General features: G+C 65.1%; 25 protein-coding genes. 14 read left to right on the top strand and 11 right to left on the bottom strand.

Annotation, left to right across the window (positions count from 1 at the left end; genetic code table 11):
* Positions 1 to 151: 151 nt before the first annotated feature.
* The 5 genes from QUW00_RS03665 (at position 152) to QUW00_RS03645 (ending at position 7,421) form a co-directional block, all read left to right on the top strand.
* A complete protein-coding gene (locus tag QUW00_RS03665; RefSeq protein WP_289613045.1) occupies positions 152 to 1,819 on the top strand; it encodes a formate--tetrahydrofolate ligase in 1,668 nt (555 codons plus the stop codon).
* Between the two features lie 393 nt (positions 1,820 to 2,212).
* Positions 2,213 to 3,070 carry a bifunctional methylenetetrahydrofolate dehydrogenase/methenyltetrahydrofolate cyclohydrolase FolD gene (gene folD / locus QUW00_RS03660; protein ID WP_289613044.1) on the top strand — a complete coding sequence of 286 codons (858 nt, stop codon included), beginning with the start codon at positions 2,213 to 2,215 and terminating at the stop codon, positions 3,068 to 3,070.
* 339 nt (positions 3,071 to 3,409) lie between these two features.
* Positions 3,410 to 5,047: a C69 family dipeptidase gene (locus tag QUW00_RS03655; protein WP_289613043.1), complete on the top strand. Its 1,638-nt coding sequence runs from the start codon at positions 3,410 to 3,412 to the stop codon at positions 5,045 to 5,047.
* A 151-nt stretch (positions 5,048 to 5,198) separates the two neighbouring features.
* The gene (locus tag QUW00_RS03650) at positions 5,199 to 5,642 is read left to right on the top strand and encodes a hypothetical protein (RefSeq protein WP_289613042.1); all 444 of its coding nucleotides are present in this window, start codon (positions 5,199 to 5,201) and stop codon (positions 5,640 to 5,642) included.
* 9 nt (positions 5,643 to 5,651) lie between these two features.
* Positions 5,652 to 7,421 carry an ABC1 kinase family protein gene (locus QUW00_RS03645; RefSeq protein ID WP_289613041.1) on the top strand — a complete coding sequence of 590 codons (1,770 nt, stop codon included), beginning with the start codon at positions 5,652 to 5,654 and terminating at the stop codon, positions 7,419 to 7,421.
* Between the two features lie 24 nt (positions 7,422 to 7,445).
* On the opposite strand, the gene QUW00_RS03640 is transcribed toward QUW00_RS03645, so the two are convergent.
* On the bottom strand, positions 7,446 to 8,003 hold the full coding sequence (locus tag QUW00_RS03640; protein ID WP_289613040.1) for a GNAT family N-acetyltransferase: 558 nt from the start codon (positions 8,001 to 8,003) through the stop codon (positions 7,446 to 7,448).
* 301 nt (positions 8,004 to 8,304) lie between these two features.
* Between QUW00_RS03640 and QUW00_RS03635 the strand changes: the two genes are divergently transcribed.
* Positions 8,305 to 9,147 carry a putative RNA methyltransferase gene (locus tag QUW00_RS03635; RefSeq protein WP_289613039.1) on the top strand — a complete coding sequence of 281 codons (843 nt, stop codon included), beginning with the start codon at positions 8,305 to 8,307 and terminating at the stop codon, positions 9,145 to 9,147.
* Positions 9,148 to 9,269: 122 nt separating this feature from the next.
* Here QUW00_RS03635 and QUW00_RS03630 read toward each other — a convergent pair whose 3' ends face one another.
* A complete protein-coding gene (locus QUW00_RS03630) occupies positions 9,270 to 11,333 on the bottom strand; it encodes a class I tRNA ligase family protein (protein WP_289613038.1) in 2,064 nt (687 codons plus the stop codon).
* A gap of 256 nt (positions 11,334 to 11,589) precedes the next feature.
* On the opposite strand from QUW00_RS03630, the gene QUW00_RS03625 reads away from it, so the two are divergent.
* The 4 genes from QUW00_RS03625 (at position 11,590) to QUW00_RS03610 (ending at position 14,129) form a co-directional block, all read left to right on the top strand.
* Entirely contained in the window at positions 11,590 to 12,291 is a 702-nt protein-coding gene (locus tag QUW00_RS03625; RefSeq protein WP_289613037.1) for a DUF3267 domain-containing protein, read from the top strand.
* Positions 12,288 to 12,875, top strand: coding sequence for an epoxyqueuosine reductase QueH (locus QUW00_RS03620; protein ID WP_289613036.1), 588 nt, complete (start codon positions 12,288 to 12,290; stop codon positions 12,873 to 12,875). Before QUW00_RS03625 ends, QUW00_RS03620 begins: the two co-directional genes overlap by 4 nt.
* A 186-nt stretch (positions 12,876 to 13,061) precedes the next feature.
* On the top strand, positions 13,062 to 13,454 hold the full coding sequence (locus tag QUW00_RS03615) for a hypothetical protein (protein ID WP_289613035.1): 393 nt from the start codon (positions 13,062 to 13,064) through the stop codon (positions 13,452 to 13,454).
* Between the two features lie 3 nt (positions 13,455 to 13,457).
* Positions 13,458 to 14,129: an alpha/beta hydrolase-fold protein gene (locus tag QUW00_RS03610; RefSeq protein WP_289613034.1), complete on the top strand. Its 672-nt coding sequence runs from the start codon at positions 13,458 to 13,460 to the stop codon at positions 14,127 to 14,129.
* A 123-nt stretch (positions 14,130 to 14,252) separates the two neighbouring features.
* Here the strand turns inward: QUW00_RS03610 and QUW00_RS03605 are convergent, their stop codons facing one another.
* The 3 genes from QUW00_RS03605 to QUW00_RS03595 all read right to left on the bottom strand — a co-directional run bounded on the left by QUW00_RS03605 (position 14,253) and on the right by QUW00_RS03595 (position 15,452).
* Positions 14,253 to 14,471: a DNA alkylation repair protein gene (locus QUW00_RS03605; protein WP_289613033.1), complete on the bottom strand. Its 219-nt coding sequence runs from the start codon at positions 14,469 to 14,471 to the stop codon at positions 14,253 to 14,255.
* An 81-nt stretch (positions 14,472 to 14,552) separates the two neighbouring features.
* A complete protein-coding gene (locus QUW00_RS03600) occupies positions 14,553 to 14,915 on the bottom strand; it encodes a DUF2200 domain-containing protein (protein ID WP_289613032.1) in 363 nt (120 codons plus the stop codon).
* A gap of 27 nt (positions 14,916 to 14,942) precedes the next feature.
* A complete protein-coding gene (locus QUW00_RS03595) occupies positions 14,943 to 15,452 on the bottom strand; it encodes a hypothetical protein (protein ID WP_289613031.1) in 510 nt (169 codons plus the stop codon).
* Between the two features lie 262 nt (positions 15,453 to 15,714).
* Here QUW00_RS03595 and QUW00_RS03590 point away from each other — a divergent pair, with 262 nt between their 5' ends.
* The gene (locus QUW00_RS03590) at positions 15,715 to 16,350 is read left to right on the top strand and encodes a helix-turn-helix domain-containing protein (RefSeq protein WP_289613030.1); all 636 of its coding nucleotides are present in this window, start codon (positions 15,715 to 15,717) and stop codon (positions 16,348 to 16,350) included.
* A 129-nt stretch (positions 16,351 to 16,479) separates the two neighbouring features.
* Here QUW00_RS03590 and QUW00_RS03585 read toward each other — a convergent pair whose 3' ends face one another.
* The 4 genes from QUW00_RS03585 to QUW00_RS03570 all read right to left on the bottom strand — a co-directional run bounded on the left by QUW00_RS03585 (position 16,480) and on the right by QUW00_RS03570 (position 18,955).
* The gene (locus tag QUW00_RS03585) at positions 16,480 to 17,217 is read right to left on the bottom strand and encodes a TVP38/TMEM64 family protein (protein WP_289613029.1); all 738 of its coding nucleotides are present in this window, start codon (positions 17,215 to 17,217) and stop codon (positions 16,480 to 16,482) included.
* Between the two features lie 105 nt (positions 17,218 to 17,322).
* The gene (locus QUW00_RS03580; protein ID WP_289613028.1) at positions 17,323 to 17,742 is read right to left on the bottom strand and encodes a helix-turn-helix domain-containing protein; all 420 of its coding nucleotides are present in this window, start codon (positions 17,740 to 17,742) and stop codon (positions 17,323 to 17,325) included.
* A 178-nt stretch (positions 17,743 to 17,920) separates the two neighbouring features.
* Positions 17,921 to 18,340 carry a hypothetical protein gene (locus tag QUW00_RS03575; protein WP_289613027.1) on the bottom strand — a complete coding sequence of 140 codons (420 nt, stop codon included), beginning with the start codon at positions 18,338 to 18,340 and terminating at the stop codon, positions 17,921 to 17,923.
* 126 nt (positions 18,341 to 18,466) lie between these two features.
* Complete coding sequence (locus QUW00_RS03570) at positions 18,467 to 18,955, bottom strand: prolyl-tRNA synthetase associated domain-containing protein (RefSeq protein WP_289613026.1); 489 nt, start codon at positions 18,953 to 18,955, stop codon at positions 18,467 to 18,469.
* 206 nt (positions 18,956 to 19,161) lie between these two features.
* Here QUW00_RS03570 and QUW00_RS03565 point away from each other — a divergent pair, with 206 nt between their 5' ends.
* Positions 19,162 to 19,641, top strand: a complete 480-nt coding sequence (locus QUW00_RS03565; protein ID WP_289613025.1) for a PH domain-containing protein — start codon at positions 19,162 to 19,164, stop codon at positions 19,639 to 19,641.
* The gene (locus QUW00_RS03560; RefSeq protein ID WP_289613024.1) at positions 19,638 to 21,326 is read left to right on the top strand and encodes a PH domain-containing protein; all 1,689 of its coding nucleotides are present in this window, start codon (positions 19,638 to 19,640) and stop codon (positions 21,324 to 21,326) included. The genes QUW00_RS03565 and QUW00_RS03560 overlap by 4 nt, the downstream gene beginning before the upstream one ends.
* Positions 21,327 to 21,380: 54 nt before the next feature.
* Here the strand turns inward: QUW00_RS03560 and QUW00_RS03555 are convergent, their stop codons facing one another.
* Together QUW00_RS03555 and QUW00_RS03550 are read right to left on the bottom strand one after the other, a co-directional pair.
* Entirely contained in the window at positions 21,381 to 21,704 is a 324-nt protein-coding gene (locus QUW00_RS03555) for a DMT family transporter (protein WP_289613023.1), read from the bottom strand.
* A 100-nt stretch (positions 21,705 to 21,804) separates the two neighbouring features.
* The gene (locus QUW00_RS03550; protein WP_289613022.1) at positions 21,805 to 22,368 is read right to left on the bottom strand and encodes a TetR/AcrR family transcriptional regulator; all 564 of its coding nucleotides are present in this window, start codon (positions 22,366 to 22,368) and stop codon (positions 21,805 to 21,807) included.
* 143 nt (positions 22,369 to 22,511) lie between these two features.
* On the opposite strand from QUW00_RS03550, the gene QUW00_RS03545 reads away from it, so the two are divergent.
* Positions 22,512 to 23,393 carry a DMT family transporter gene (locus QUW00_RS03545; protein ID WP_289613021.1) on the top strand — a complete coding sequence of 294 codons (882 nt, stop codon included), beginning with the start codon at positions 22,512 to 22,514 and terminating at the stop codon, positions 23,391 to 23,393.
* Positions 23,394 to 23,579: the final 186 nt, after the last annotated feature.

The following is a 23,579-nucleotide window of genomic DNA, read 5'->3' as shown; positions in this document are numbered from 1 at the left end:
TGTGGAGGTGTCGTGCGGGCAGGGCGCCTCGAGGTTTCGCACCGTTTGCATAGATGGCCTTTCGGGCCGGTCGCGGACGATATCCCCGCGACCGGCCCTATTCGTTGTATGCTAAAGGTCTGTTTTGCCATGCGCGTTTGGGAGGTTCGCCATGATGACAGACATCGAGATCGCACATTCCGTCAAGCCCTTGCCCATCACCGAGGTCGCCCGGAATGCCGGCGTCGACGAGAAGTACCTGATCCCGTACGGTTACGACAAGGCGAAAGTCGACTACTCGCTGCTGAGCGAGCCGACCGATCATACCGCCAAGCTCGTCCTCGTGACGGCCATCAATCCCACGCCCGCGGGCGAGGGCAAGACCACGACCACCATCGGCCTCGCTGACGGTCTGCGCCGTCGCGGCATCAAGAGCACCGTTGCGCTGCGCGAGCCTTCGCTCGGCCCGGTGTTCGGCGTGAAGGGCGGCGCCGCGGGCGGCGGCTGGGCCCAGGTTATTCCCATGGAGGACATCAACCTGCACTTCACGGGTGACTTCCACGCCATCGGCGCGGCGAACAACCTGCTCGCAGCCATGCTCGACAACCACATCCAGCAGGGCAACGCCCTGGGTATCGACCCCAAGCGCATCACCTGGAAGCGCGCTGTGGACATGAACGACCGCCAGCTGCGCCACATCGTGGACGGCCTGGGCGGCCGCGCCCAGGGCGTGCCGCGCGAGGACGGCTTCGACATCACCGTCGCCTCCGAGATCATGGCGATCTTCTGCCTGTCCACGTCGGTCACCGACCTTAAGAACCGCCTGGGCGAGATCGTGGTCGGCTACACCTACGACGGGCGTCCCGTGCGCGCCGCCGAGCTCAAGGCCCAGGGCGCCATGGCCGCCCTGCTCAAGGACGCGTTGAAGCCCAACCTCGTGCAGACGCTCGAGCACACCCCCGCGTTCGTGCACGGCGGTCCTTTCGCCAACATCGCGCACGGCTGCAACTCCATCATGGCCACCCGCATGGCCATGCGTTTCGGCGACATCGCCATCACCGAGGCGGGCTTCGGCGCCGACCTGGGTGCCGAGAAGTTCCTCGACATCAAGTGCCGCATGACCGGCCTCAGGCCCGATGCCGTCGTCATTGTCGCCACCGCCCGCGCCCTTAAGTACAACGGCGGCGTGGCCAAGGCGGACCTCAACGAGGAGAACCTTGACGCCCTGCGCGCCGGCCTGCCCAACCTGCTGCGCCACGTGGGCAACATCCAGGATGTCTACGGCCTGCCGTGCGTCGTGGCCATCAACCGCTTCCCGTCCGATACCGAGGCCGAGCTGGCGCTCATCGAGGACGAGTGCAAGAAGCTCGGCGTGAACGTCAAGCTGTCCGAGGTCTGGGCCAAGGGCGGCGAGGGCGCGCTCGAGCTCGCCGACGAGGTCATGCGCCTCGTGAACGAGCCCAACGACTTCCGCTACTCCTATGAGGACGGCACCGACATCGCCGAGGCCATCGAGGCCGTGGCCACGAAGGTCTACCACGCAGACGGCGTCGACTTCACCCCGGCGGCCAAGAAGCAGATCGCGCGGCTGCGCGAGAACGGTTTCGGCAACCTGCCCGTGTGCATCGCCAAGACCCAGTACTCGTTCACCGATCAGGACAAGGTCCTCGGCGCGCCGACGGGCTTCCGCATCACGGTGCGCGAGGTGAAGGTGTCCGCCGGTGCGCACTTCGTGGTCGCGCTCACCGGTCAGGTCCTCACCATGCCGGGTCTGCCCAAGGTGCCGGCTGCCGAGAACATCGACGTCGACGATAACGGCGTGATCACCGGCCTGTTCTAGGCTTTCGGGTTATTCCGATCAGCGTGCCTTGCAGCCCGCGTTCTCCAGGGGAGGGTGCGGGCTGATTTTGTGGCGGTTGCGGCCGACGTTTCGCTCTCGCGACGCACAGGGAGGCGGCCGGCTTCCCTGCGCACCTCCCCGCGCACGGCGGTAAAGGGTTTACCCGGTCGGTTGTGACAGTTTTCGCCCGGAACCTGTCACAACCGACCGGGTAAACCCTTCATCAAGATGGACGAAGCGATTCAGCGGAATCGTTTCGAACGTGCCGGTCAAGCTGGCATTGCGCTGCATGCGGGACGGTGGGGCGGACTCATTCTTGTTACGATTGGCGCCGTATCGGCGGTTTTGTAGTAGCCTGTACGAATCAAAGGACTTTTGGAAGGGAACGGCGGCATGGCGACGATTATCGATGGCAAGGCGTTGGCGGCAAAGGTGCGAGAGCGCGCCGCGGCCGATGTGGCAGCGTTGGCCGAGCAGGGCATCTCATGCGGTCTTGCGGTGGTCCTCGTGGGCGACGACCAGGCATCAGCCACCTATGTCCGCTCCAAGCTGCGCGACTGCGAGCAATGCGGCATTCGTTCCTTCGACTACAAGCTGCCTGCCGAGACCTCGCAGGATGAGCTCATGGAGCTCGTCTTCCGCCTGAACGAGGATCCCGAGGTTGCGGGCATTCTCGTACAGATGCCGCTGCCTGCACACCTCGATACCGAGGAGGTCGTGGCTGCTATCGACCCGGACAAAGACGTCGACGGCTTCCACCCGATGAATATGGGTCGCCTCGTGCGCGGCCTGCCGGGCCTTCGTCCTTGCACGCCGGCGGGCATCATGGAGATGCTCGACGAGTACGGCATCGACCCGGCGGGCAAGAACGCCGTGATCGTCGGGCGCTCCTCCATCGTGGGCAAACCCATGAGCCTCATGCTGCTCGCACGCCATGCGACGATCTCGGTGGCCCATTCCCGCACCGATCCGCACGAGCTCGCACGCATCTGCCAGAGTGCCGACATCCTGGTGGCGGCCTGCGGCGTGCCGAAGATGATCAAGGGCACGTGGCTGAAGCCGGGCGCCACGGTCATCGACGTGGGTATGGACCGCGACGAGGACGGCAAGCTCTGCGGCGACGTCGACTTCGCCTCGGCTGAGCCGGTCGCTGGCGCCATCACGCCCGTGCCCGGCGGCGTGGGCCCCATGACGCGCGCCATGTTGATGAGCAACGTGGTCCTGGCCGCGAAGCTGCGAAACGGGCTGTAAGCCCCCCGGCCTCGCCCGATACGCCGAAGGCCCTCACCCTCCCTCGCTGGTCCTCGCTTCGCTGTGGAATCGCTCGGGAAGGTGAGGGCCTTCGGCGTATCGGGGCCAAGCGCTTGCAGCCCGTTTCGCGGCTCGAAGGCCGAAGGGTCACGTGGGGTGCTCTGGCTAGGGACTTTGGTTGGGGCTCATGTGGCGCATTCGCGCGGTGCGGTGTACATGCTCCGGACGCTTTGGGCGCACGATGTCTGGCGCGGGTGCGTGGTGAGTGACCAAACGGGTACACTGAGGGGCGGACGTCTTATCGGTGCGCCTTGGGCGCGATGCGAGAAGGAGGAGCACATGCCCTGCACGACGATTCTGGTGGGCAAGAACGCGAGCTACGATGGGTCGACGATCGTGGCGCGCAACGAGGATTCCCCCGGCGGGCAGTTCGAGCCCAAGCGGATGGCCGTGATCAAGCCCGAGGATCAGCCGCGTACCTACACGAGCGTTGAGACGCACCTGACCATCGAGCTTCCTGACGACCCCATGCGCTACACGAGCGTGCCCGATGCCCTGCCCGGCCATGGCATCTGGGCGGCCGCCGGCTTCAACACCGCGAACGTGGGCATGTCCGCCACCGAGACCATCACGAGCAACGAGCGCGTGCTGGGCGCCGATCCGCTCGTGGAGTACGTTCCCGCCCAGGGCAAAGAGGGAGAAGAGGGCTACGCGCCCGCGGTACCCGGCGGCTTGGGCGAAGAGGATTTCGTGACCGTCGTGTTGCCCTATATCCGCTCTGCCCGTGAGGGTGTCGAGCGTCTGGGCGCGCTGCTCGAGCGCTATGGCACCTACGAGATGAACGGCATCGCGTTTTCCGACGCGGACGAGATCTGGTGGCTCGAGACCATCGGCGGGCACCATTGGATCGCCAAGCGCGTACCCGATGACGCCTACGTCACCATGCCCAACCAGCTGGGCATCGATTACTTCGACCTGGCTGATGCCGAGGGCGAGCAGGTCGAGCATATGGCGAGCGCCGATCTGCGCACGTGGATGGAGGAGAACCACCTCGATCTCACGATGTATCGAGGCGATGCGCTCGATGATGTCATCGATGAGCTGTACGCGGGCGCGCCTGCAGACGCGTGCGACGACGATGAGGACCAGGAGTACTTCAACGAGCTCGATGAGCTGATCGAGGACGTGCGAGCAAGCTTGCTCGCGGGCGATGTCTTCAATCCGCGCGAGGCGTTCGGCTCGCACTCTGATTCCGATCACGTGTACAACACGCCGCGCGCCTGGTACATGCAGCGCTGCCTGAATCCGCACGACGGATGGGACGGCCCGCACGCCGCCTACAGCCCCGAGTCCGACGACATCCCCTGGAGCCGCGTGCCCGAGCGGAAGGTGACCATCGAGGACGTCAAGTACGTGCTGTCCGCCCACTACCAGGGCACGCCCTACGATTGCTATGGACGGCGCGGTACCGAAGCGTCGCGCAACGCGTACCGTCCGATCGGCATCAACCGCAACGGCCAGCTCGCCGTGCTGCAGATCCGCCCCTATGTCGCACCGGAATGCGCCTGCATCCAGTGGATGGCGTTCGGTTCCAACCCGTTCAACGCGCTCGTGCCGCTCTACGCGAACGTGGATGCGATGCCCGAATATCTGGAGAACACGACCGACCGCGTGACGAGCGAGAGCTTCTACTGGGAGAACCGCATCATCGCCGCGCTCGCCGACGCCCGCTTCCATGACAACGCGGCGCATATCGACCGCTATCAGCTCAAGATGGGCTCCCTTGCCCATCGGATGCTGCGCGAGACCGATGCCTCCGTGGCCGATCTGCCCGTCTCCGAGGTGCCCGCCGCGCTTACGGCCGCCAACGAGCACATGGCCGATGACCTGCGTCGCGAGACCGATGCGCTGCTCGGCCGTGTGCTGTACACCACGAGCCTCGCGATGAAAAACGCCTTCTCGATGTCGGACAACTAGAGCTGCCGCTTCATGCGTCACCGATTCCGAGGGGCCCGGGCCGCGTTGCCCGGGCCCCTCGGCGCATGTCGGCGCTATCGGGGGCGACATGCTAGGATGTGGGTACAAGGGTAGAAATGTTGTCTGAAACCCTCGTTCTAAGGAGCAAGTGATGGCCACGTCTTTTGAGAAGATCGTCAACAACATGGTCAACATCGGCTTCGGCGCCGCGGCGCTCACCGCCGAGAAGGGCAAGGAGGTGCTCGACAGCCTCTCCGCCAAGGGCGAGGAGGTCCGCGCCGACGCCGAGACGCCGGATTTCGCGCGCTCCATGTCCGACGTGTTCGAGCGCGCCGGCGGCATGTTCAGCGACGTGACCGACCGCCTGAGCAACCAGGGCGAGTCCGTCGCCGAGCGCATCCTGGACGAGCTGATCTTGGCCCGCGTCCGCCCCATGACCGCTGCTGAGCGCAGCGAGTTCGTGAACCATGTGACCGAGCTCGTGAGCAAGGTCGACGATGCGACGGTCAGCGTTAAGGTGGAAGCCGTCGAGGTCGAGACTGATGCCGACGCCGACGCCGAGCCCGCTGCCGAGGGCGAGCAGACGGCCGAGTAGCACCGAATCATGGCAGCCGATACCCCGAACAGCACGCGCCGCGATCGCCTCGATCCCGATGACACGCTCGTCTTCGACAACGAGGAGGAGCTCATCGCGCACGGCCTTCACCGCCGCCCGCGCGCCAAAGACGTCGTCCCGGACGAACCCGAGGTCATGGCTCCCACCGAGGAGTACCAGCTCACGGCGAAGGGCCGCCGCAAGCGCATCGCCGAGATCTTCGCCATCGTGCGCAAGTACGAGGCGTGGCACGACCTGACGCCGGTGCGCCTGCGCCGCATGCTCGAGGAGCTCGGCCCCATGTTCGTCAAGATGGGGCAGATCCTGGCCAACCGGTCCGAGATTCTGCCCCAGCGCTTCTGCGACGAGCTGCGCCGCCTGCGCACTGACGTGGAGCCCGTGCCGTTCTGGGTCATTCGCGACTGCCTCGAGGCAGAGTACGGCCGCAAGGTGTCCGAGGTGTTCGAGTGGATCGATCGCAAGCCGCTCGGCAGCGCCTCGCTCGCACAGGTCCATCGCGCGCGCCTTCTTTCGGGCGAGGAGGTGGCCATCAAGGTCCAGCGCCCCGGCGCCCAGCAGGTGATGGCGCAGGACATCGACATCATGCGGTCCATCGTGCGGACCGCCTCGCGCTTCGTCAAGACCGACCAGTTCGTGGATCTGCACGGGGTCGTTGAGGAGCTGTGGCAGTCCTTCCGCGAGGAGACCAACTTCATCATGGAAGCGCGCAACTTAAGCGACTTCCATGAGTTCCATAAGGACACGCGGGGGATTTCGTGCCCGCGTTCGTATCAGGAGCTGTGCACCGAGCACATCGTCGTCATGGACTACGTCGACGGCATCTCCATCGCCGACCCCGAGGCGCTCGTTGCGGCTGGCTACGACCTGGAGAAGCTCGGCGCTCGCATCGTGGAAGACTACTCCACGCAGGTGCTCGACGATGGTTTTTTCCACGCCGATCCGCATGCGGGCAACATCATCTGCAAGGAGAACGTCATCTACTTCATCGACTTGGGTATGGTCGGGCGCATGTCCAACCATGACCGCTCGATCGTGAAGGACATCATCTTCTCCGTGGCGGAAAACGACGTTCCCAAGCTCAAGGACTCGCTCATGCGCTTCGCGGTGACGCGCGGCGACTCCTCGGAGCTCGACCATTCGACGTTTCTGTCCGACTTGGACTTCATCGTCGCCGATTTCGCCGGCTTGGACTTGAAGGACCTTGATATCGGCGAGTTCTTGACCTCGCTGGTGAGTTTGGCGCGCAAAAACGACGTCGAGCTGCCGAGCGTGGTGACGATGTTCGCCCGCGGCATGGTGACGCTCGAGGGCCTGCTTTCCGAGTACATGCCCGACGTGAACATGGTCGAGATCATCTCCGCCCATATCAAAAACGAGAAGAGCTCGTTTGCGCGCGCGGCCGACACCGCTGGCGAGATGGCCCATGCCTCGGTGCGGGCGGCAAAGGGCCTGCTCGAGGCGGCTGACCAGCTGGGGCTCGCCTCGCGTATGCTCACGCGCGGCCAGCTCAAGATCAACACGCAGGTGCTCGGCAGCGAGCGCGTCTTGCGCCGCGTGGGCGGCATCGTGGACCGCATGTCCATGGCCATCGTGATCGCGGGCCTGTTCATCGGTTCGTCGGTGGTGTACTACGCCAAGATCGAACCGGTCATCTTCGGCATTCCGGTCATCGGGTTTTTGGGGTACCTGTCCGCGCTCGTGCTCGCGCTGGCCCTCGGCCGCGAGATCTGGCGCAACTCCCACGGTAAGCACGAGTAGGGGAGCCGCGCGGCCGCTTGGTGCCTATACGAGCTTTTCGTAAGCGATGCGGGTCAGGTCGGTCTCGGCGCCGCCCTTTTGCGTGAGTTCGAAGGCGGAAAGCTCGGTGTAGCCCTGTTTGGCAAGGAACGCGCGCATGGCGCGGTTGCCCGGATGGGTGTCGATGCGGATGCTCAAGGCGCCGCGGTCGTGGGCGATCTGCTCGGCTGCGGTGAACATGGCGCCCATGACGCCGCGCCCGAGCGCCTCGGCGGCGGTGGCGCTGCGGTGGATGGCAAGATACGGGGTCTCGCCGTCCTGCTCGCACGGGTTGTCCGTCAGCCAGGCGATGCGTGCGCGGCAGTATTCCGGATCGATGCCGGAAAGCAGCGCCAGCGTTCCCACGAGCGCACCATCGGCGTCCTCTGCCACATAGCACGAGCCGGTGGCGATATCGGCCTTCACGCTCTCGATGTTCGGGTAGCCATGCTGCCACTGCTCGATGCCGAATTGGGCGATTGTGCGCTTACCGTCCTCGAGAATCTCCGCCACGCGCTCGGCCTCCTCCGCGCGCGCTGGGCGTACCTGCAGCATGCTCGCCATACCTGATCCTTCCACCCGCCGGACGAAACCGACATCTTGTTGCCAACAAAACTTCTCGATTATGCCCCAAGCGCCCGCACGGGACCAGAGCGCGCCTGTCCCCGCAAAACCTCGACACGCGCGACGTGGGGGCCTGCGGCATGACGCGCTCGTGCGGGCGCTCGCCGGCCCCGTCCGTCCGTTTCGTTTCATGCCATAATCGACAGGTGGCCCTTGGTTGGGAGGGACTGTTCGGTCTTATGGCCCAGACGCGGCGAGACCGTTTTCGTTTCATATCGCATGCGAAAGGTTGGTGCGTCCGATGAATCCCGCGCGTATCGAGAAGTTCGTCGGTGTCGCCGAGTTGCTGCGCTGCCCGCTGTGCGGCGCGCGGATGCACGTGCGCGACGCGAGCCTTCGGTGCGAGGAGGGCCATGGCTTCGATATCGCCGCCAAGGGCTATGTCAACCTCATGCGCCGTGCCGTGCGCGACGAGTACGATGCGGGCTTCTTCGATGCCCGGTCGAAGATCCTTGCGGCGGGATTCTACGGCCACGTTCTCGAGGCGCTCGAGGACGTGCTCGCCTCAACGAACCTTGCCGGCCCCATGCTCGATGCGGGTTGCGGTGAGGGGTACTATGCTAAGGCCCTGGCTGAAGGCGTCGACGTGTCCATCATCGGACTCGACACCTCCCGCGATGCGATTCTTCGCGCCGCGCGTGGGGGCAATCGCGTGTGCTGGTTCGTCTCGGACGTGGCGAACCTTCCTGTGCGCGACGGCGCGCTCGGGTGCATCCTCAACATCTTCACGCCGGCAAACTACGCCGAGTTCACGCGTGCGCTTTCCGCGGATGGGATGCTCGTCAAGATCGTGCCGGGCCCCAGGCACATGATCGAGCTGCGTGAGCTCGCGGGCGAGCGCCTGCGCCATGCGCACCATTCGAACCGGCGGGTCGTCGAGCATCTCGAGCGCCATATGGTCCTCGAACGGCGCGTGCGCGCCTGCGCCACCTGCGATGTTGCGCCCGACCAGGTGGCCGATCTGCTGCGCATGACCCCGCTGCTCTTCGGGGTGGACGACACGCAGCTGCCGCACGACCGGATCCGCCGTGTCACCGTCGACGCAGAGCTGCTCGTCGCCCGTGCGGGGCATGCCGACGCATGACGGATACCTCTAAGCGGATCGCCCCGCAGCGGCTGCCATGATGGCATGTCGCGGCGGGGCGGTCTGTTGAGGCCGGATAGGGGAGCGCGCCGTTGCTGGCTGGGAGCGCGGCGGCAGGGGCGCTACTGCTGGCTCGGGTGCTTCTCGAAGAAGTCGAAGCGCGGCGGCAGCGGGACCACGCGGTGGCATCCGGGCTGCTCGCCCAAGCTCGCCACGAGCTCGTCGCAGGTGTCGAAGATGTGGTCCCACGAGAAGAACGTATCCGGCTCGATGGCAAAGTGCTCGCAGATGAGCTCGCAGCCCGCAGGCACGATGCCGTGCATGAGGACGGTCGCCACGCGCAGCTCATGGAAGGCGTTGACGAGCGCCTGCGCCATCGCGGCGTCGTCCTCGGCGTTCTTGGCGGCCTTGCTCGCATCGCTCCAACGCTTGTTGGCGGTGCGCAGGTAGGCGTCGCACACGCCGAGCGCATGGTGGAACTCAAAGGTGTGCATGGCCTGTTCGAACGCGAGGATAGCCTGCTCGGAGGCATCGATCACCTCGGTATCGGGAGCTCCTGTGGGGATGCAGCCGCTGCGGTATGCTGCCTCGTCGCCCTCCTTGGGCGCCACGCCGTAGAAGCAGGAGCGCGCCAGGCGGTTGAACACGCCGGTGAGCAACGCGCCCTCCTTGAGGACCGGGTCGATGACGCGCTTGTCGTCTCGGGCGAGCAGCGGCGTGCCGTCGGCGTTCTTGCCGGTCTCGCGCGTGTCGTAGGCCTTCGGCGAGAAGCTCACCGGCTTTTCGCCCAGGCCGAGCGACAGGAAGTGCGCGCGCAGTTGCTCGGCGGTGTAGTGGTCGAGGAGCTCCGAGGCGGGCGGGGGCGGGGTCTGGGAGCTGGAGCTCGCTTTTTTGCCCATGTAGAGCACGTGGTAGTTGGCCACGAGCGTCGACTGCTCCATGTGGCAGCCGAGCGCTTCCCACAGCGCCGTCTGCGCGATGCCGTAGAAGTAGATGTTGTCCTGGCCGATGAACTGGTAGGCGTGCGCCTCGGGGCTGCACCACCAGTCGTGCCAGTCGGCGCTGGCGTAGCGATCCGTCATGCCGGCGGCCTCGGCCTCGGCGAGCACCGTACGCGTGAAGCTGATGGGCGCCCACAGGCTCTCGGGCCACACCCAGCAGGTGAGGCCATGGCAGCCGCACTCGTCGGGCACGGGCACGCCCCACTCGATATTGCCGGTGATACGGAACGGCACGAGCGCCTTGCCGGAGCGGAAGCGCACCCCGCCGGCGGCGAGCACGGCATGCGCCGCGTCGCGCTCCTCCCAGCTGGGGAAGGTGACGGTGAAGGAGCTCTTGTTGCCTTCCGCCTCGGTCACGGTGTGGTCGGGCAGCTGGTCCTCGATGGCGTCGAAGGCCTCGCGGAACTTGGTCTGGATGTAGATCTGCGCGGGCAGCAGCCATTCCTCCATGGTCTTGGATACCACGGGGCGCACGGTCTCGTCAGCTTCGAGCTTGGCGGTGTAGTCCTTCAGGAAGTCGAGGTAGGCCGGCAGATCGAAGTAGATGTTATCCACGGGGCGCAGCTCGGGGGTCTCGCCGGTAAGGGCGGACTTGGGTGCGATGAGCTCCTCGGGCTCGTACTGATGGCCGAGGTCGCACTCGTCGGCGTAGGCCTTCTCGGACTTGCAACCCTGGATGGGGCAGCGGCCGATGACCTGACGGCCGTTCAGGAACTGGCCGGCCTTGACGTCAAAGAACTGCTTGGTCGCGCGCTTGTGAAGCACGCCCTGTTCGTTCAGGCGCTCGATGACCTCGGCGGTCGTCTGGTTGTGGATGGGGGCCGCGGGCGGGAGCGCCGAGCCGCCGAACAGATCGAGCTGCATCTCGAAGCCATCGATGGTGGCCTGCTGGAGGTCGTGGTTGGCCTGCACATAATCGGTCAGGGTGCAGTCCGATCCGCACGACTCGACGAGTTTGCGGTGACCCTCCATGATGGGGGAGCCGTAGCAGTCGGTGCCCGAGACGAAGATCACGTTCTGCTTGCCCAGGCGGTCGCGCAAGAAGCGCGCGAAGAAGTCCGCGGGGACAAACACGCCGCCCACGTGCCCGAAGTGCAGGTTCTTGTTGCCGTACGGCATGCCGGCGGTGACGACGGCGCGGTGCGGCCACGACGGGCGGGTATCTTTGCTGAGCTTGTGTGCCATGAGGGCTCCTTGTCGCTCCTGATGGGGGTCGTTGCGTATTCGGGCACCCATTATCGCACATGCACGCAGCGTGGCACCCCTGCGTCGCAACCCGCAAAAAACGACAGAGACGGCCGACGGGGAGGCCTCGAGGGTGTGCCGGAATGCCGCGAGCTTCGGGGGCGGGACGGTGATGGATGCCGCGCATGCTATCCTTGGGCACATGAGAAAGATCGCCGACATACGAACCTTCGAGGACAGGGGATTTCAGAGGCGCATGCTGCGCGCATCGGCCGCGGTGATCGCGGTCGGAGCGGTCCTCGGCATCGTGTGGTTTGCCGCCGGGATTCCGCAGCTGTTGGGGCTGCCCGGCATGGAGCTTCGCGCCGTCTTTGCCGGGGAGGGCGCCGAGGGCATGCCGCCGTCGTTTTGGTGGCTCGCGATCTGCTCTGTCGGCTGCTTCGCATCCCTTGCCGCGCACGAGGTCGTGCACGCCGTCTTCTTTAAGCTGTTCGCGCCCGCCGGCACCCGCGTGACGTTCGGCGCCAACTGGAAGGCGGGCATGCTGTACGCCTGCGCCAAGGACATCGTGTACACGCGTCGCCAGTATCTCGTAATCGCGCTCGCGCCCACGGTGGTCGTGACTGCCCTTCTACTCGTGCTCGGCGCGACAACCGGCTGGCCGCTCGTGTTCTACCTGGTGGCCGTGCTGCATCTTTCAGGCTGCACGGGAGATTGGGAGTATGTGCGGGCCATTGTGCGCGACGCGCGCATTGTGTACTGCGAGGATACCGAATGGGGCGTCTCGTTTTTCGGCGAGGGCGATGAGTCGGAAGGGGAGGAAGCCCGCCGCGGGTTGGTTGGGGACGTGTTCCTTCCAACCCATTTGCCCGCTTGCCAAGATGAATCTGCTGAACGGGTTGAAAGGAACACGTCCCCAACCAACCCGGCAAATCCGATGGAGAGGGGGTCTCGATGACCCGCTTGTTGCTGCACGCCTGCTGCGCGCCGTGCTCGCTCGAGCCGATGCGCCTGCTGACAGAAGAGGGGTTCGAGCCTACGATCTGCTGGACGAATCCGAACATCCAGCCTGCCGATGAGCACGATCGGCGCTTGGCTGAACTGCGACGCTGGTGCGCAGGCAACGACATTCCGCTTATCGAAGCGAGAGAGGACTACGCGGCATGGGAGCGCGGCGTGTCGCCCATCGGCGCGCGCGACCGTGAGCGGAGGTGCCGCGCCTGCTATGCGCTGCGGCTTGCCGAGGCCGTGCGCGTAGCCGAGGCGGAGGGGTTCGACCATGTCGCCACGACGCTCGCGGTGTCTCCTTACCAGCTGTTCGAAACCTGCAATGACGTGCTCGAGCGCCTGGCGAGGGCGCGTGGGCTCACCCCGGTCATCCGCGATTTTCGCCCCTGGTATCCCGAAGCCACGCGTCGTTCGCGCGAGCTGGGGATGTACCGGCAGAACTACTGCGGATGCCGCTTCTCGGCAGCCGAGGCGGCACTCGACCGCATCCGCCTGCGCGACGAGCGTCGCGCGGCGAAGCATCGGGAGGATTAGGGCGCTGCCGCTCGGAGCGCGGGAGTGTGTTTCCCGAATGTTCCGTCTTTCCCGATTTTGCCCGCACCCGCTCGAACACGCCTGTTCGTGGGTATAGGTGATGCAACGACAGCCAGCTTGCCCGTGCGGAGATGTGCCATGAATCGGAGAAAAAATCGTTCCTCTTCCAGCCAAGGAAATGCCGGCGTGCTGGTTCCGATGGGCAGGAAGGTCATAGGCGCCGCACAGATGTCCGCCGGTACGGCGCTTGCCATCGTGGGTGTTCCCCTGTGCGTGCTGCCCGGGCCGGGTATCGCTGCAATCGCGGGCGGTGCCGCGTTGGCAAGCAAGGGACAGCGGAACTTTTCCGGACGTGCGGCGACTCGCCTTGAGGAGCGCCTCGACAGCACTGCCGAGAAAATGGGGGCGGTGGCAAAGGAGCAGGCGGCAAAGGCAGCGCGCGTCGCTGCTCGCAAGGCGCCGGAGGTTGCTCACTCGGTTGCCGTCGCAGCGGGGCGCGGGCTTGTCGGTGCGGCAAAGGCGGGCGGCAGTCTTGTCGCAAACGCCGTGCGAGCTGCGCGGATGCGGGCGAGAGGATAGCGCATGGGTTACATCGACATCACGGGCGTCGAGGTCTACCGCGGTAGCGCGGGCGACACCTCGCCGGTTATCTACGTAATCGATTCCCCCGAGCATCCCGCCGGCTTGGCGGCCATAGCGACCGGCCGCGCGGCGACGGTCGTGGGCGTGCCCGTCCGCACGTGGAGCGCCGCCCTTACGCCCTGGGAGGCAGCGCCGCTGCGCCGCGGGACCCCGCGTTTCGCCGGCGATGCCGCGGCGACCTTGGCCGAGCTGCGGGAGACCGTGGTGCCGCTCGTCGAGGCGCAGACGGGGGCGCGCCGCCCCGCGCACCGTGCGATTTGCGGATATTCGCTCGGCGGCCTGTTCGCGCTGTACGCGTTCACGCACGACCGCATCTTCTCGGCATGCGCGTGCCTGTCGGGTTCGCTGTGGTACGAGGGCTGGGTCGACTATCTGCGCGAGCTCCCGTTTGAAGGCGCCGGGAAATACGCCTTCTTCTCGTTGGGCAAAAAGGAGCCCAAGGCCGGCGCGCCCATCATGCACAGCGTGCTGGACAACATGGAGCAGTGCGCCGACATCCTGCGCGATCGGGGTTGTGAGGTGGCGTGCTCGATCGGCCCGGGCAATCACATGCAGCACCATCGCGAGCGGTTCGAGACCGGGCTTGCCGCGCTCGAATCGTTTCTGGCGTAGCGCACCTGCTAGACCTTGAGCGACTGCAGATAGGCCTTCTGCTCAGGGGAGATGCGACGGCTCTCGCGCGCCTTTTGGAGCGCCTTGTTGTGCGTCCAGGCGTCGAGGCGTGTCGGTTTGTGCTCAAAGAGCGGTAGTGTCGCGCAGGGCTGCTTGATGAGCGCGAATGTCGTCTGCGCGCTCGCGGACGAGTCGCTTGGCGTACGCGCGAATCGCCGGCGTGCGCACGCCGAGGATGCGCTCGGTGTCGACGGTGGGCACAAGCTTAGCCTGGAACGCCCGGTATGCGGGGTCGGCGATCGCCTCGAGTTCACGTTTGATTCGAATCGGTGCGTCGGGCATCTCGGCCCTCCCTTCGCAAAGCATCGGTGTCAGGTCCATGTCCGTTGCGGCAGTTGAAGCAGCGGGCCGCCTCGGTTGCCTTTATGACTTCGGGGGTTGGCGCAAAATCTTATCCATCGCGCGCCCGCGTGCAAGCTCGTCCACGAGTTTGTCGAGATAGCGGGCGTTCTGCTCGATGGGATCCTCGATGGTCGCCACGTCGACCCCGCAGATCTTACCGGTGATAAGCGTGCGGTTGGGATTCAGACAGGGCGCCTCGGCAAAGAAGGCCTCGTAGGTCACATCGCGCGCAAGCTGACGCTCAAGGTCGTCGCGGCTGTAGCCGGTGAGCCAACGGGTGACGGTATCGACGTCCTCGCGCGTGCGGCCTTTGCGCTCGGCCTTCTGTACGAGGAGGGGGTAGATTTGGGTGAACGAGAGCTGGGCGATGGGCTTGCGTGGCATGGTGGCCTCCTCTTGCTGTGGGGTTTGTCACTCGGCAAGCGCGCGCAATGCGTCAGCAGTGCCGGCAGACGTGTCGAGATGGAGTGTGAGATCGAGGGGCGTCACCGTGAGGGTCACCACATTCGAGTCGCGATAGGTGATTGCCTCGAGGATTTGGATCTCTTCGGCATCGGCGGCATCTTCACCCAGCTTTACGGTCGTCGGCTGCCAGACCTCAATCAGGTATTCTTCAGCGTTCTCCGGTTTGGATGTCAGGCCGTTTTCCGAGCTGAACGATGCGAATGCGGCCTCGATCGTTGGCTGGTCGGTGACCTCGGCGACCACATCGCCCGTGGCGGCATCGCGCACCACGGCGCGGCTGAGCTTGCCCCATTCGACGTCTTGGAGCTGGTCGGCGGCCTCCACGGCGTTTTCGACAAGGTTGGTGAGTGAGTCGACGGGGCTATCCGCCGTGTCACCAAATATGCCGAAGCAGCCCGACAGGGGGAGGGTGAGCGTCGCTGCGAGCGCGCCGGCGGCGATGATGCGTACGTTCATAGCGGGTGCCTTTCTCAGTGCGTGGGATAAACGGGGCGTCCGTGCTGGTCTGAGGCAAAGTGTACCCAACGTCGTACTTGTCGATGGTGGCATGCGCGATCCGGCGTGCATGGTCGGCGGACGGATGCCGTGCGCACGCGAGTGAATTACGACGCGGGCGACTCTACGGTCCGTAGGTGGCGCGCTCCCAATCGGCGGGGCATACTGGGGCACGAATGAACGACGCGGCGCATAAGGCGCCGGCTGAAAGGAGACGGGCTCCATGGCATCGTATCTGACCGCTGAGACCATCAAGGCCCTGCGCGAGCAGCGCGGGCTCACCCAGCGCGCGCTTGCCGACGCCGTCGGCGTGACGGACAAGGCGATATCAAAATGGGAATCCGGACGCGGCCTGCCCGATATCTCGCTTGTGGAGCAGCTGTCCGCCGCGCTCGGCGTCTCTGTTGCCGAGCTGCTGACGGGCGATGTGCGCCAAAACGCCAACCGGGCGGCGAACCTCATGCGCTCCAAGTTCTACGTGTGCCCCGTGTGCGGCAACGTGATCCATGCGTTGGGCGAGGGGTCGTTTTCGTGCTGCGGCGTGCAACTGGCGCCCTGCGAGGCGGAGGAGCCGGATGACGCCCATGCGATTGCGGTGGAGCGTATCGAGGACGAGTGGTACATCGCACTCGACCATCCCATGACCAAAGAGCACCACATCAGCTTTATCGCCTACGTGAGCACGGGCGGCATCACGCTCGTGAAGCTCTATCCGGAGCAGGAGGCCGCCGCGCGCATCCGCATGGGAATGTCGGGCGCGATCTTTGCGTATTGCAACCGGCACGGGCTGTTCCGCATCCGCACGCCGCGACGCGAGCGAGCCGTGGGCGGGCGTATTCCGGGGAAGAGTGCCTCATAGCTTCCTGCGTCGATTTCATGCCGAGGACAAGATGGCGCCAGGTGCAAGGATGGCGCCAGGTGACAGGTGGCGCCAGGTGACAGGTGGCGCCAGGTGCAAACTTGTCAAAGCAGATGGGGCGTCGCCGGGTCACCGCGCCACGCGCTGGCTGAGCGCGCGGTACGCTACCGCACCGACCGCGATGATGACGCCGGTGACGAGCAGCGTGATGCCGGCAGCGACCCAGGATCCTTCGGATGCGAAACCGGCGGCGAGCGTCGAGGTCACGATCGAGGGGATCCTGCCCACCGTACCGATGACCGCGATGCGCCGCCAGGGGCACGTGGTGAGCCCCGCAGCATAGGTGAGCACGTCTTTGGGCGTACCGGGAATCAGAAACACGATGAACATGATGAGCTCGAAGCGCTTCGCATCGCGCAGCCACGAGATGCTCTCGAGCTTTTCCTGCGAGAAGAACGTCCGTGCTGCACGCATGCCGAACGCCTTGACGAGTGCGGTCACACCGAGGGTGCCGATAAGGCCTCCGATAAGGCAGATGGCGGTGCCCTCGAAGAATCCGAACAGGTAGCCGGCGGCGAGTTCGACTGGCTCGCCGGGCAGGATGGCGATCACGATCTGCGCCACGACGAGCGCGGCCATGGCGGCGGGAGCGAGAGCGCCCTGTGCGTCGACCCAAGTGCGGACGGCTTCTCCGTTGGAGAAAAACGTCCAGACGGAGGGACCGAGCACGACGGCGGCTGCGATGACTGCCGTTGCTACGAGGGCGATGGCGAGCATGGGCCTCTTGCGTGCGGCGGCGTTGGATTCGGCGCTGCTGCGGGGCGTGTTGCCACCGATCGTGGTAGTGCAGTCGTTCGGGCTGGACATGGATTCGCTCCCTTCCTGGTTATTCCAAGAGGGTAGGGAGCGGAAATCTACAATCCGTCAACGTTTTGACAAGATGGTGACAAGATGGTGCCAGGTGCAAACTTGTCACACGTCCGTCTGGTCGGTGTGGGACAGCAAAACGAGCGCAAGGCAGGCAAGGCCGATGCCGAGCAGGCAGAACGCGTGACGCGGCTCGATCTCGTCCATGATGGTGAGGGCGGTGACGCCGACGCCCATGGCGAGTGCGACGGCTTTGAGCACAAGCTCGACGAGGGCGGGGACCTTTGCGGTCGAGTTCTCGGGCTCCTCCTGCGCGGCGCTTTTTACTTCAAGCAGCTCGTCGACGGAGGTGTCGAGCACCTCTGCCAGCTTGGGCAGTGAGGCGACGTCCGGAAACGAGAGGTCGCGTTCCCACTTGGAGACGGCCTTGTCGGTCACGCCCATCTGGCGGGCGAGTTCAAGCTGCGTCATGCCCTTCTGCTTGCGAAGGGCTGCGATGGTGGCGCCGAAGCTCTGTGCGGTCATGATCGGTCCTTTCCCGGTGGCGTGTGTGGCGAGCCCATCGTTTCACGGGAGGGCAGCGCACTCAACCGACAGCTGGTTTAGTTTACTCGACCGCCAGTAGAGTCCCAGTTGAGCGGCAAAATGGTGCGACAAGATGCTGTCAGGTGACAAGTTGGTACCAGGTACAAACTTGTCGCCATCAGCGCCGGCTATCCCGGAGTCGCCGCAGTGCCCACCCGCAAGCGAAGCCGATCATGCCGGGCGCAAGGCCCGCGAGGAAAGCCGCGAGACCGACGGGCGCTATGTTTGCGAGACCCAGGGCGGAAGATAAACTGAACGTGAGCAACAGAGCGGCAACGTAGAGCAATGCACCGGCAAGCGGCGCGAGGAGGCGTACCTTTCCAGCCTCTGTGCGCCAGCCCGCGAGCGAGCAGACAACGGCGGAGGCTGCGGGCAGCGTGATGTAGTATACGAGCAGCGTGTAGGCGAAGATCCCACCGCCGGAAAACGGTATGCCCAACCAGAACCAGAGGATGCATGCCAGCCAAAGAAGCAGATAGATAACAATCGCGATCGACAGTGCCCGACCGGCGCGTTCAATCCACATCCCCATCTTCATCGTGGCCACCTCCTAAAAGCGTGCTTAGTTGGAGGATACCCCGTTCAAGCATGTGAAAAAGCGTCTGGCGTTTATTCACGATGCCAGAGGCTTTAGCCGAAACTCCTGGGATAGTAGACCGAGCGGCTACAGGGCTACCACGCGCACCGTGGAGCCGTGCCGCCGCAGCAGCTTGATGAGATCACTCGTGGCAAGAAGAACCGTTGCGGTGTTATCGCAGGGGTGCACGGCCACGCGTCCAGTGTTGACGAGCTCCCGATCGATGATGACTTCCACGCGGTGTTCGACATCGTTGAGTACGCCGAGCGGCGTGACCGACCCGGGGATGAGGCCGAGCATCGTTGCCAGGTCTCGGTCGCTCGCAAACGAGAGGCGCCGTGATCTCAGGCGCTCTTGGATTTCGCGGAGGGAAACGCCTTTCTGATCCGGTAAGACGACGAGGTAGTACGCGCGGTGCTTATCATCGCGTAGGAACAGGTTCTTGGCGCCGAACTCGCTGTGGGGGATATCCGCGGCAATGGCTTCCGCCACGGTGAAGACCGCGGCGTGCTCGTAGAACTCGTAGCCGATGTCTTCTCGATCGAGCAGCTGCAGCGTTTCCGCTTTTCCGTACATGGCGCCTCCCCTCTAAGGGTTGGTTGGGGACGTGCTCCGTTCAACCCGTCCAGCATGTCGAAAACTTCTGGGGTTATTGTACGTTGATGCGCCGCCTGCGTTCCGGGCAATCGGCCGTCGGAGGCGCTGGGGGCGGACATCCCATCCGTTGGTCTGTGCGGCAGTGTGTGCGAGAATGGTTCCATCCATACGACCGAAGGAGTCTTGTGAGCAGCCTGCCCTCGCACCGTCTCGATCCGCGCATGATGCGCGTATGGTGCATCTCTGACATCATCGGTATCGCCGTGGTCGCCGTGCTGGCGGTTGCCGCCTGGTTCATCGTGCGCCATCTGGGCGGAGACGTCTTCTGGGTCTACTTGGTTGCCGGTATCGTCGAGCTGATCTGCGTGGGCGACCTTCTTATCTCCCCGCGCGTGGAGATGGCCACCTGGCGCTACGACGTCACACCCACCGACGTGGACCTCTACCACGGCGTCTTCACCAAGAAGCGCGTGCTCGTGCCCCTCGTGCGCGTCCAGCACGTGCAGACCAAGCAGGGTCCCATCCTTCGTGCGCACGGCCTGGCCACGGTGACCATCTCCACCGCCGGCGAGAGCTTCGAGATCCCCGGCCTTGCGGAGACAGACGCCAACGAGCTGCGCGACCGCGTGGCCGAGCTCGCGCGCCTCGCCAAGGAGGACGTGTGAGCGTGGACAAGAAGGATGCGCCGTGCTCGCCGGGTGTTGACGTCGATAGCTTGGAGAGGGAGCTTGAGCAGCTTGCCGTTCCGGGGCGCTCGCTCTTCGAAGAGACGGATACCACTCCGGAAGCGCTTCTCGGCGTGCATCGCGCAAATCCGCTCTCGGTGCCTGTTGAGGCGTTCAAGATGGCGTCCGGCCTGGTCATGCTCGCGGCGTTCGGTCTGGCAGGTGACCTCTTTGCCGGAGACTTTTCCGTCACCCTCAAGCTTGTCTTGGCCGCCGCGGGCATCTTCGTGGTGTGCCTGCTGGTGAGCTTTGTCATCTGGCGTGCGAGAACGTGGGAGCTCAGGGCGGAGGGCGTTCGCCTGTGCCGGGGCATCCTCAATCGGCACAGCCTTACGATTCCCTACGAGCATATCCACACGGTTTCGATGAACTCGTCGCTAGTCGACCGCGTCTTCGGCCTTATGTCCCTCGACCTCGACACGGGCGCTGCCGCCTCGGAGGGCGATGCCTCCGAGATCTCCGGTCTTCGCGCGGGGGAGGCCGATGCCCTGCGCGCGGAGCTCTTCCGCCGTAAGCGCGCCGCCGCCGATCAAGGCGGGGAGGGCGAAAAGGAAGCTGCAATCGAGAGCGCGTCCGCCACGGAGCGCCCGCTTGCCACCTTCTCGCTTACGAGCCGCGATCTCGCGCTTGCCGCGGCGTCCCAGATGAGCGCGGGCGGCCAGGCCGTCGCGCTCGTGGTCCTTCTCGTCAACGGGGCCAACCAGCTGATCGAGTGGGGGCTGCTCGACGTCGTCGGCAGGGGCAACGAGCTCGTGGCGGGCATCGCCCCGGTGGCTGTGCCCGTGGTCCTGGCGTTTCTCGTCATCGCGCTGCTTTTGGGCGCAGCCGTCTCGTTTGCCGCCAACCTCGTGCGGTACGCGGGGTATCGCGTCGAGCGCTATGCCGACCGCGTTGTGGTGGAGCACGGCTTGCTCTCCCGCTCGTCGCGCGCGCTCGCGACGGGGCGCGTGCAGTACGTGATAGTGCGGCAGGGCATCATTCGCCAGCTCATCGGGTATGCCGAGGTCTCGGCGCAGGTGGTCTCCGCTCCGGGGGAGACAGATGGCGAGCCCGCCGGCGCCACGCTTCTGCATCCGTTCATCCGCATGGACGAGATCGATGCGTTTCTTGCTCAGGTGCTTCCGGAGTACGCGGGCGTGCTGGACGGCGTGAAGCTGGAGCGCTTGGGACCCGTCGCGCGCCGCCGCGCCGTGGTGCGCGCCGCGATTTGGTGGCCGTTCGCGACGGCGATCTTTTTCGGTGTGCACTGGCTGTTCGGTCTCTCCGAACTGCTTGCGAGTGTGGAGTGGCTGCTGGAGCCATTGCTCGTGGCAGCGGTGCTGCTGAGCGTGGCGTTGCTTGCGGGCCTTGTGTTCGATGCGCTGCGCGCCTGGGGTGCGGCACGCTACGGGTATACCGCTCGCGAGCTGGTGCTCGTCACCGGCGGGCTCACGCGGCTCACCGTGATCGCCCCGCGCACCCGTCTGCAGCACATGGAGGTTCGCGCCAATCCCTTCCAGCGCCGCTCCGGTGTGGCGACGCTCTCCGCGCGCACCGCGGCAAGTGAAGTCGGCGGTCTCTCTCTGCGCGACCTGCCGGCCGATGCCGCGGACGAGCTTCTCACCTGGTATCGTCCGCGCGGGTAGCCGACAAAAATGGGTTGGTTGGGGACGTGTTCCGTTCAACCCATTCCCGTCGTTTCAGTACGCCTCGCCGACCAGCTTGAGGCCGATGACGCACGCAACGAGGCCCGTGATGAGCAGGAGCTTTGCCCACGAGAACGGCTCGGCTCCCGTAAGGACGCTCCACGCGACCGTGAGTGCGGCCCCGATGGCGACCCAGACGGCGTAGGCGGTGCCCAGCGGGATCGTGCGGACGGCGTGGCTGAGTCCGAACATGCTCGCCGCGACCGCGATAAGGAATATGACCGTGGGGACGGGCTGCGAGAAGCCCTCGGAGCGGTCGAGCGCTTGGGCCCACACGGCTTCCATCGCACCCGACACAACAAGAATGACCCAATCCATGGCAACCTCCCAGATCGTGCGCCGTCTTTGCGATTCTGGTACGGCTGCCCTCGTCAGAGACCCCGTTGGGTCGAAGCCATCTTAGCATGCCTCGCTGTTGTCATTCCCGAAACATCGGCCGCACCGCCAGCAGGTATTGCTCGGCGATGCGCAGCGGGCTCTCGGCGAATCCGTCGCGCGCCCACCGCAGGGCGGTATCGAGGAAGCTGCCTGCCAGGAACTTCACCACGAATGTCCGATCCATCCTTCCCGCGTTTCCTGAAAGCGCGTGGGGGAGCATGTCCTCGATATGCACGACGAGCTGCTCGCGCAGGCAGCGCGCGAGCACGTCGGCGCTATCGCTGAAGACGAGGGCGCGTATGCCCGATTCGCGTTCGCGAAGGTGGAGGAGCGTGTGCTCGATGAGCGCCTCGCTTGTATGGTGGCCGCTGAAGTCGTGTCCGGACTCCGGACCGACCGGCGAGAGGACATGGTCGCAGATCGATTGGACGACGGCGCGCAGGACGTCGTCTTTGCCGTGGTAGTGCGCATAGAACGTGCTTCGTCCTATACCTGCGCGTTCGATGATCTCAGAGGTGGTGATCGATGCGTAGCTCGAGGTGCAAAGGAGCTCGGTAAAGGCTTTCGCGATAGCACGTTCGGTTCGGTCGAATCTGCGATCCATAGGCGGTCCTTACGACGATACGGTACATATCGGGCGAATTGTTCAGTACGGGACACCCACGGCGAGGTGTCCCGCAGCGCCGTCGCTATCGGACGGTATCGTAACTATAGAACAGTTTGTTCGGAAACAGGGGGGGGTGGCATATGGGAGCTGGCCGCGCGGGACGAAGCGTTGCTGCCGCCCTCGCCGCCGCGGTGCTCTATGCGCTGAGCACGCCGTTTTCCAAAGTGCTGCTTGCGGATATCGCGCCGAACATGCTGGCGGCGCTGTTGTATCTGGGGGCAGGTGCCGGCATGACGGTGTTGGCGTTTGCGCGTGCCATGCGAGGTGATAAGGCGGCAGCGCGTGGGAGACCGCTTGAGCGTGCCGATATCCCGTATGCGGCGGCGATGGTCGCGCTCGACATCGCTGCCCCTTTGCTGCTCATGGCGGGCCTCTCCCGCTCATCGGCGGAAAGCGTGTCGCTGCTGAACAACTTCGAGATCGTCGCGACCGCCCTTATCGCCCGCCTGGCGTTCGGTGAGCGAGTGGCGGCGCGCACGGCGGCGGGCATCGGCGCCATTACCCTGGCGTGCGTCCTTTTGTCGTGGGATGCGGATGCATGGGGGTTCTCCGTCGGCCCCCTCCTGACGCTCGCGGCATGCGTGTGCTGGGGCATCGAGAACAACTGCACGAACAGATTGTCGGGGTGCGACCCCGCCCACATCGTCATCATCAAGGGCTGGGGCTCCGGTGCAGGTGCGCTCATCGTGGCGCTTGGCGTAGGCGATGCGGTGCCGACGCTCGCCGACGCGGGACTTGCGCTCCTGTTGGGATTCGTCGCATACGGACTGTCGATTGCCTGTTACGTGCGTGCCCAGCGCGATCTGGGTGCGGCGCGCACGAGCGCGTTTTACGCGGTGAACCCGTTCATAGGCAGCGCATTGGCGTTCGTGCTGTTCCGCACGCCGCTTGCGCCATCGTTCGTTTTTGCGCTCATCCTCATGCTGCTCGGCACGTGGCTTGTCGCTCCGCGGGAGGGCTGATTCCGCGGGTGGGGTTAATCGATCGAGCCTCCTTCCTGTCGATACGGTCACGCGTCGGTTGACGCGTCGTGCCAATAGGTCACCAGCGCTCCTTTGATTCAACCGGCGCGCGACTGCATACTGAAGATGGATTGGTTGGGGACGTGTTCCGTTCAACCCATTCCAACGGAGACCAACCTTACACAG

Origin of the sequence: Collinsella tanakaei (assembly GCF_030373545.1) — a bacterium.
In the GTDB taxonomy this organism is placed as follows: domain Bacteria; phylum Actinomycetota; class Coriobacteriia; order Coriobacteriales; family Coriobacteriaceae; genus Collinsella; species Collinsella tanakaei_C.
The sequence above is the reverse complement of the archived record's forward strand: the minus strand, read 5'-3'. Positions and strand labels throughout refer to the sequence as shown.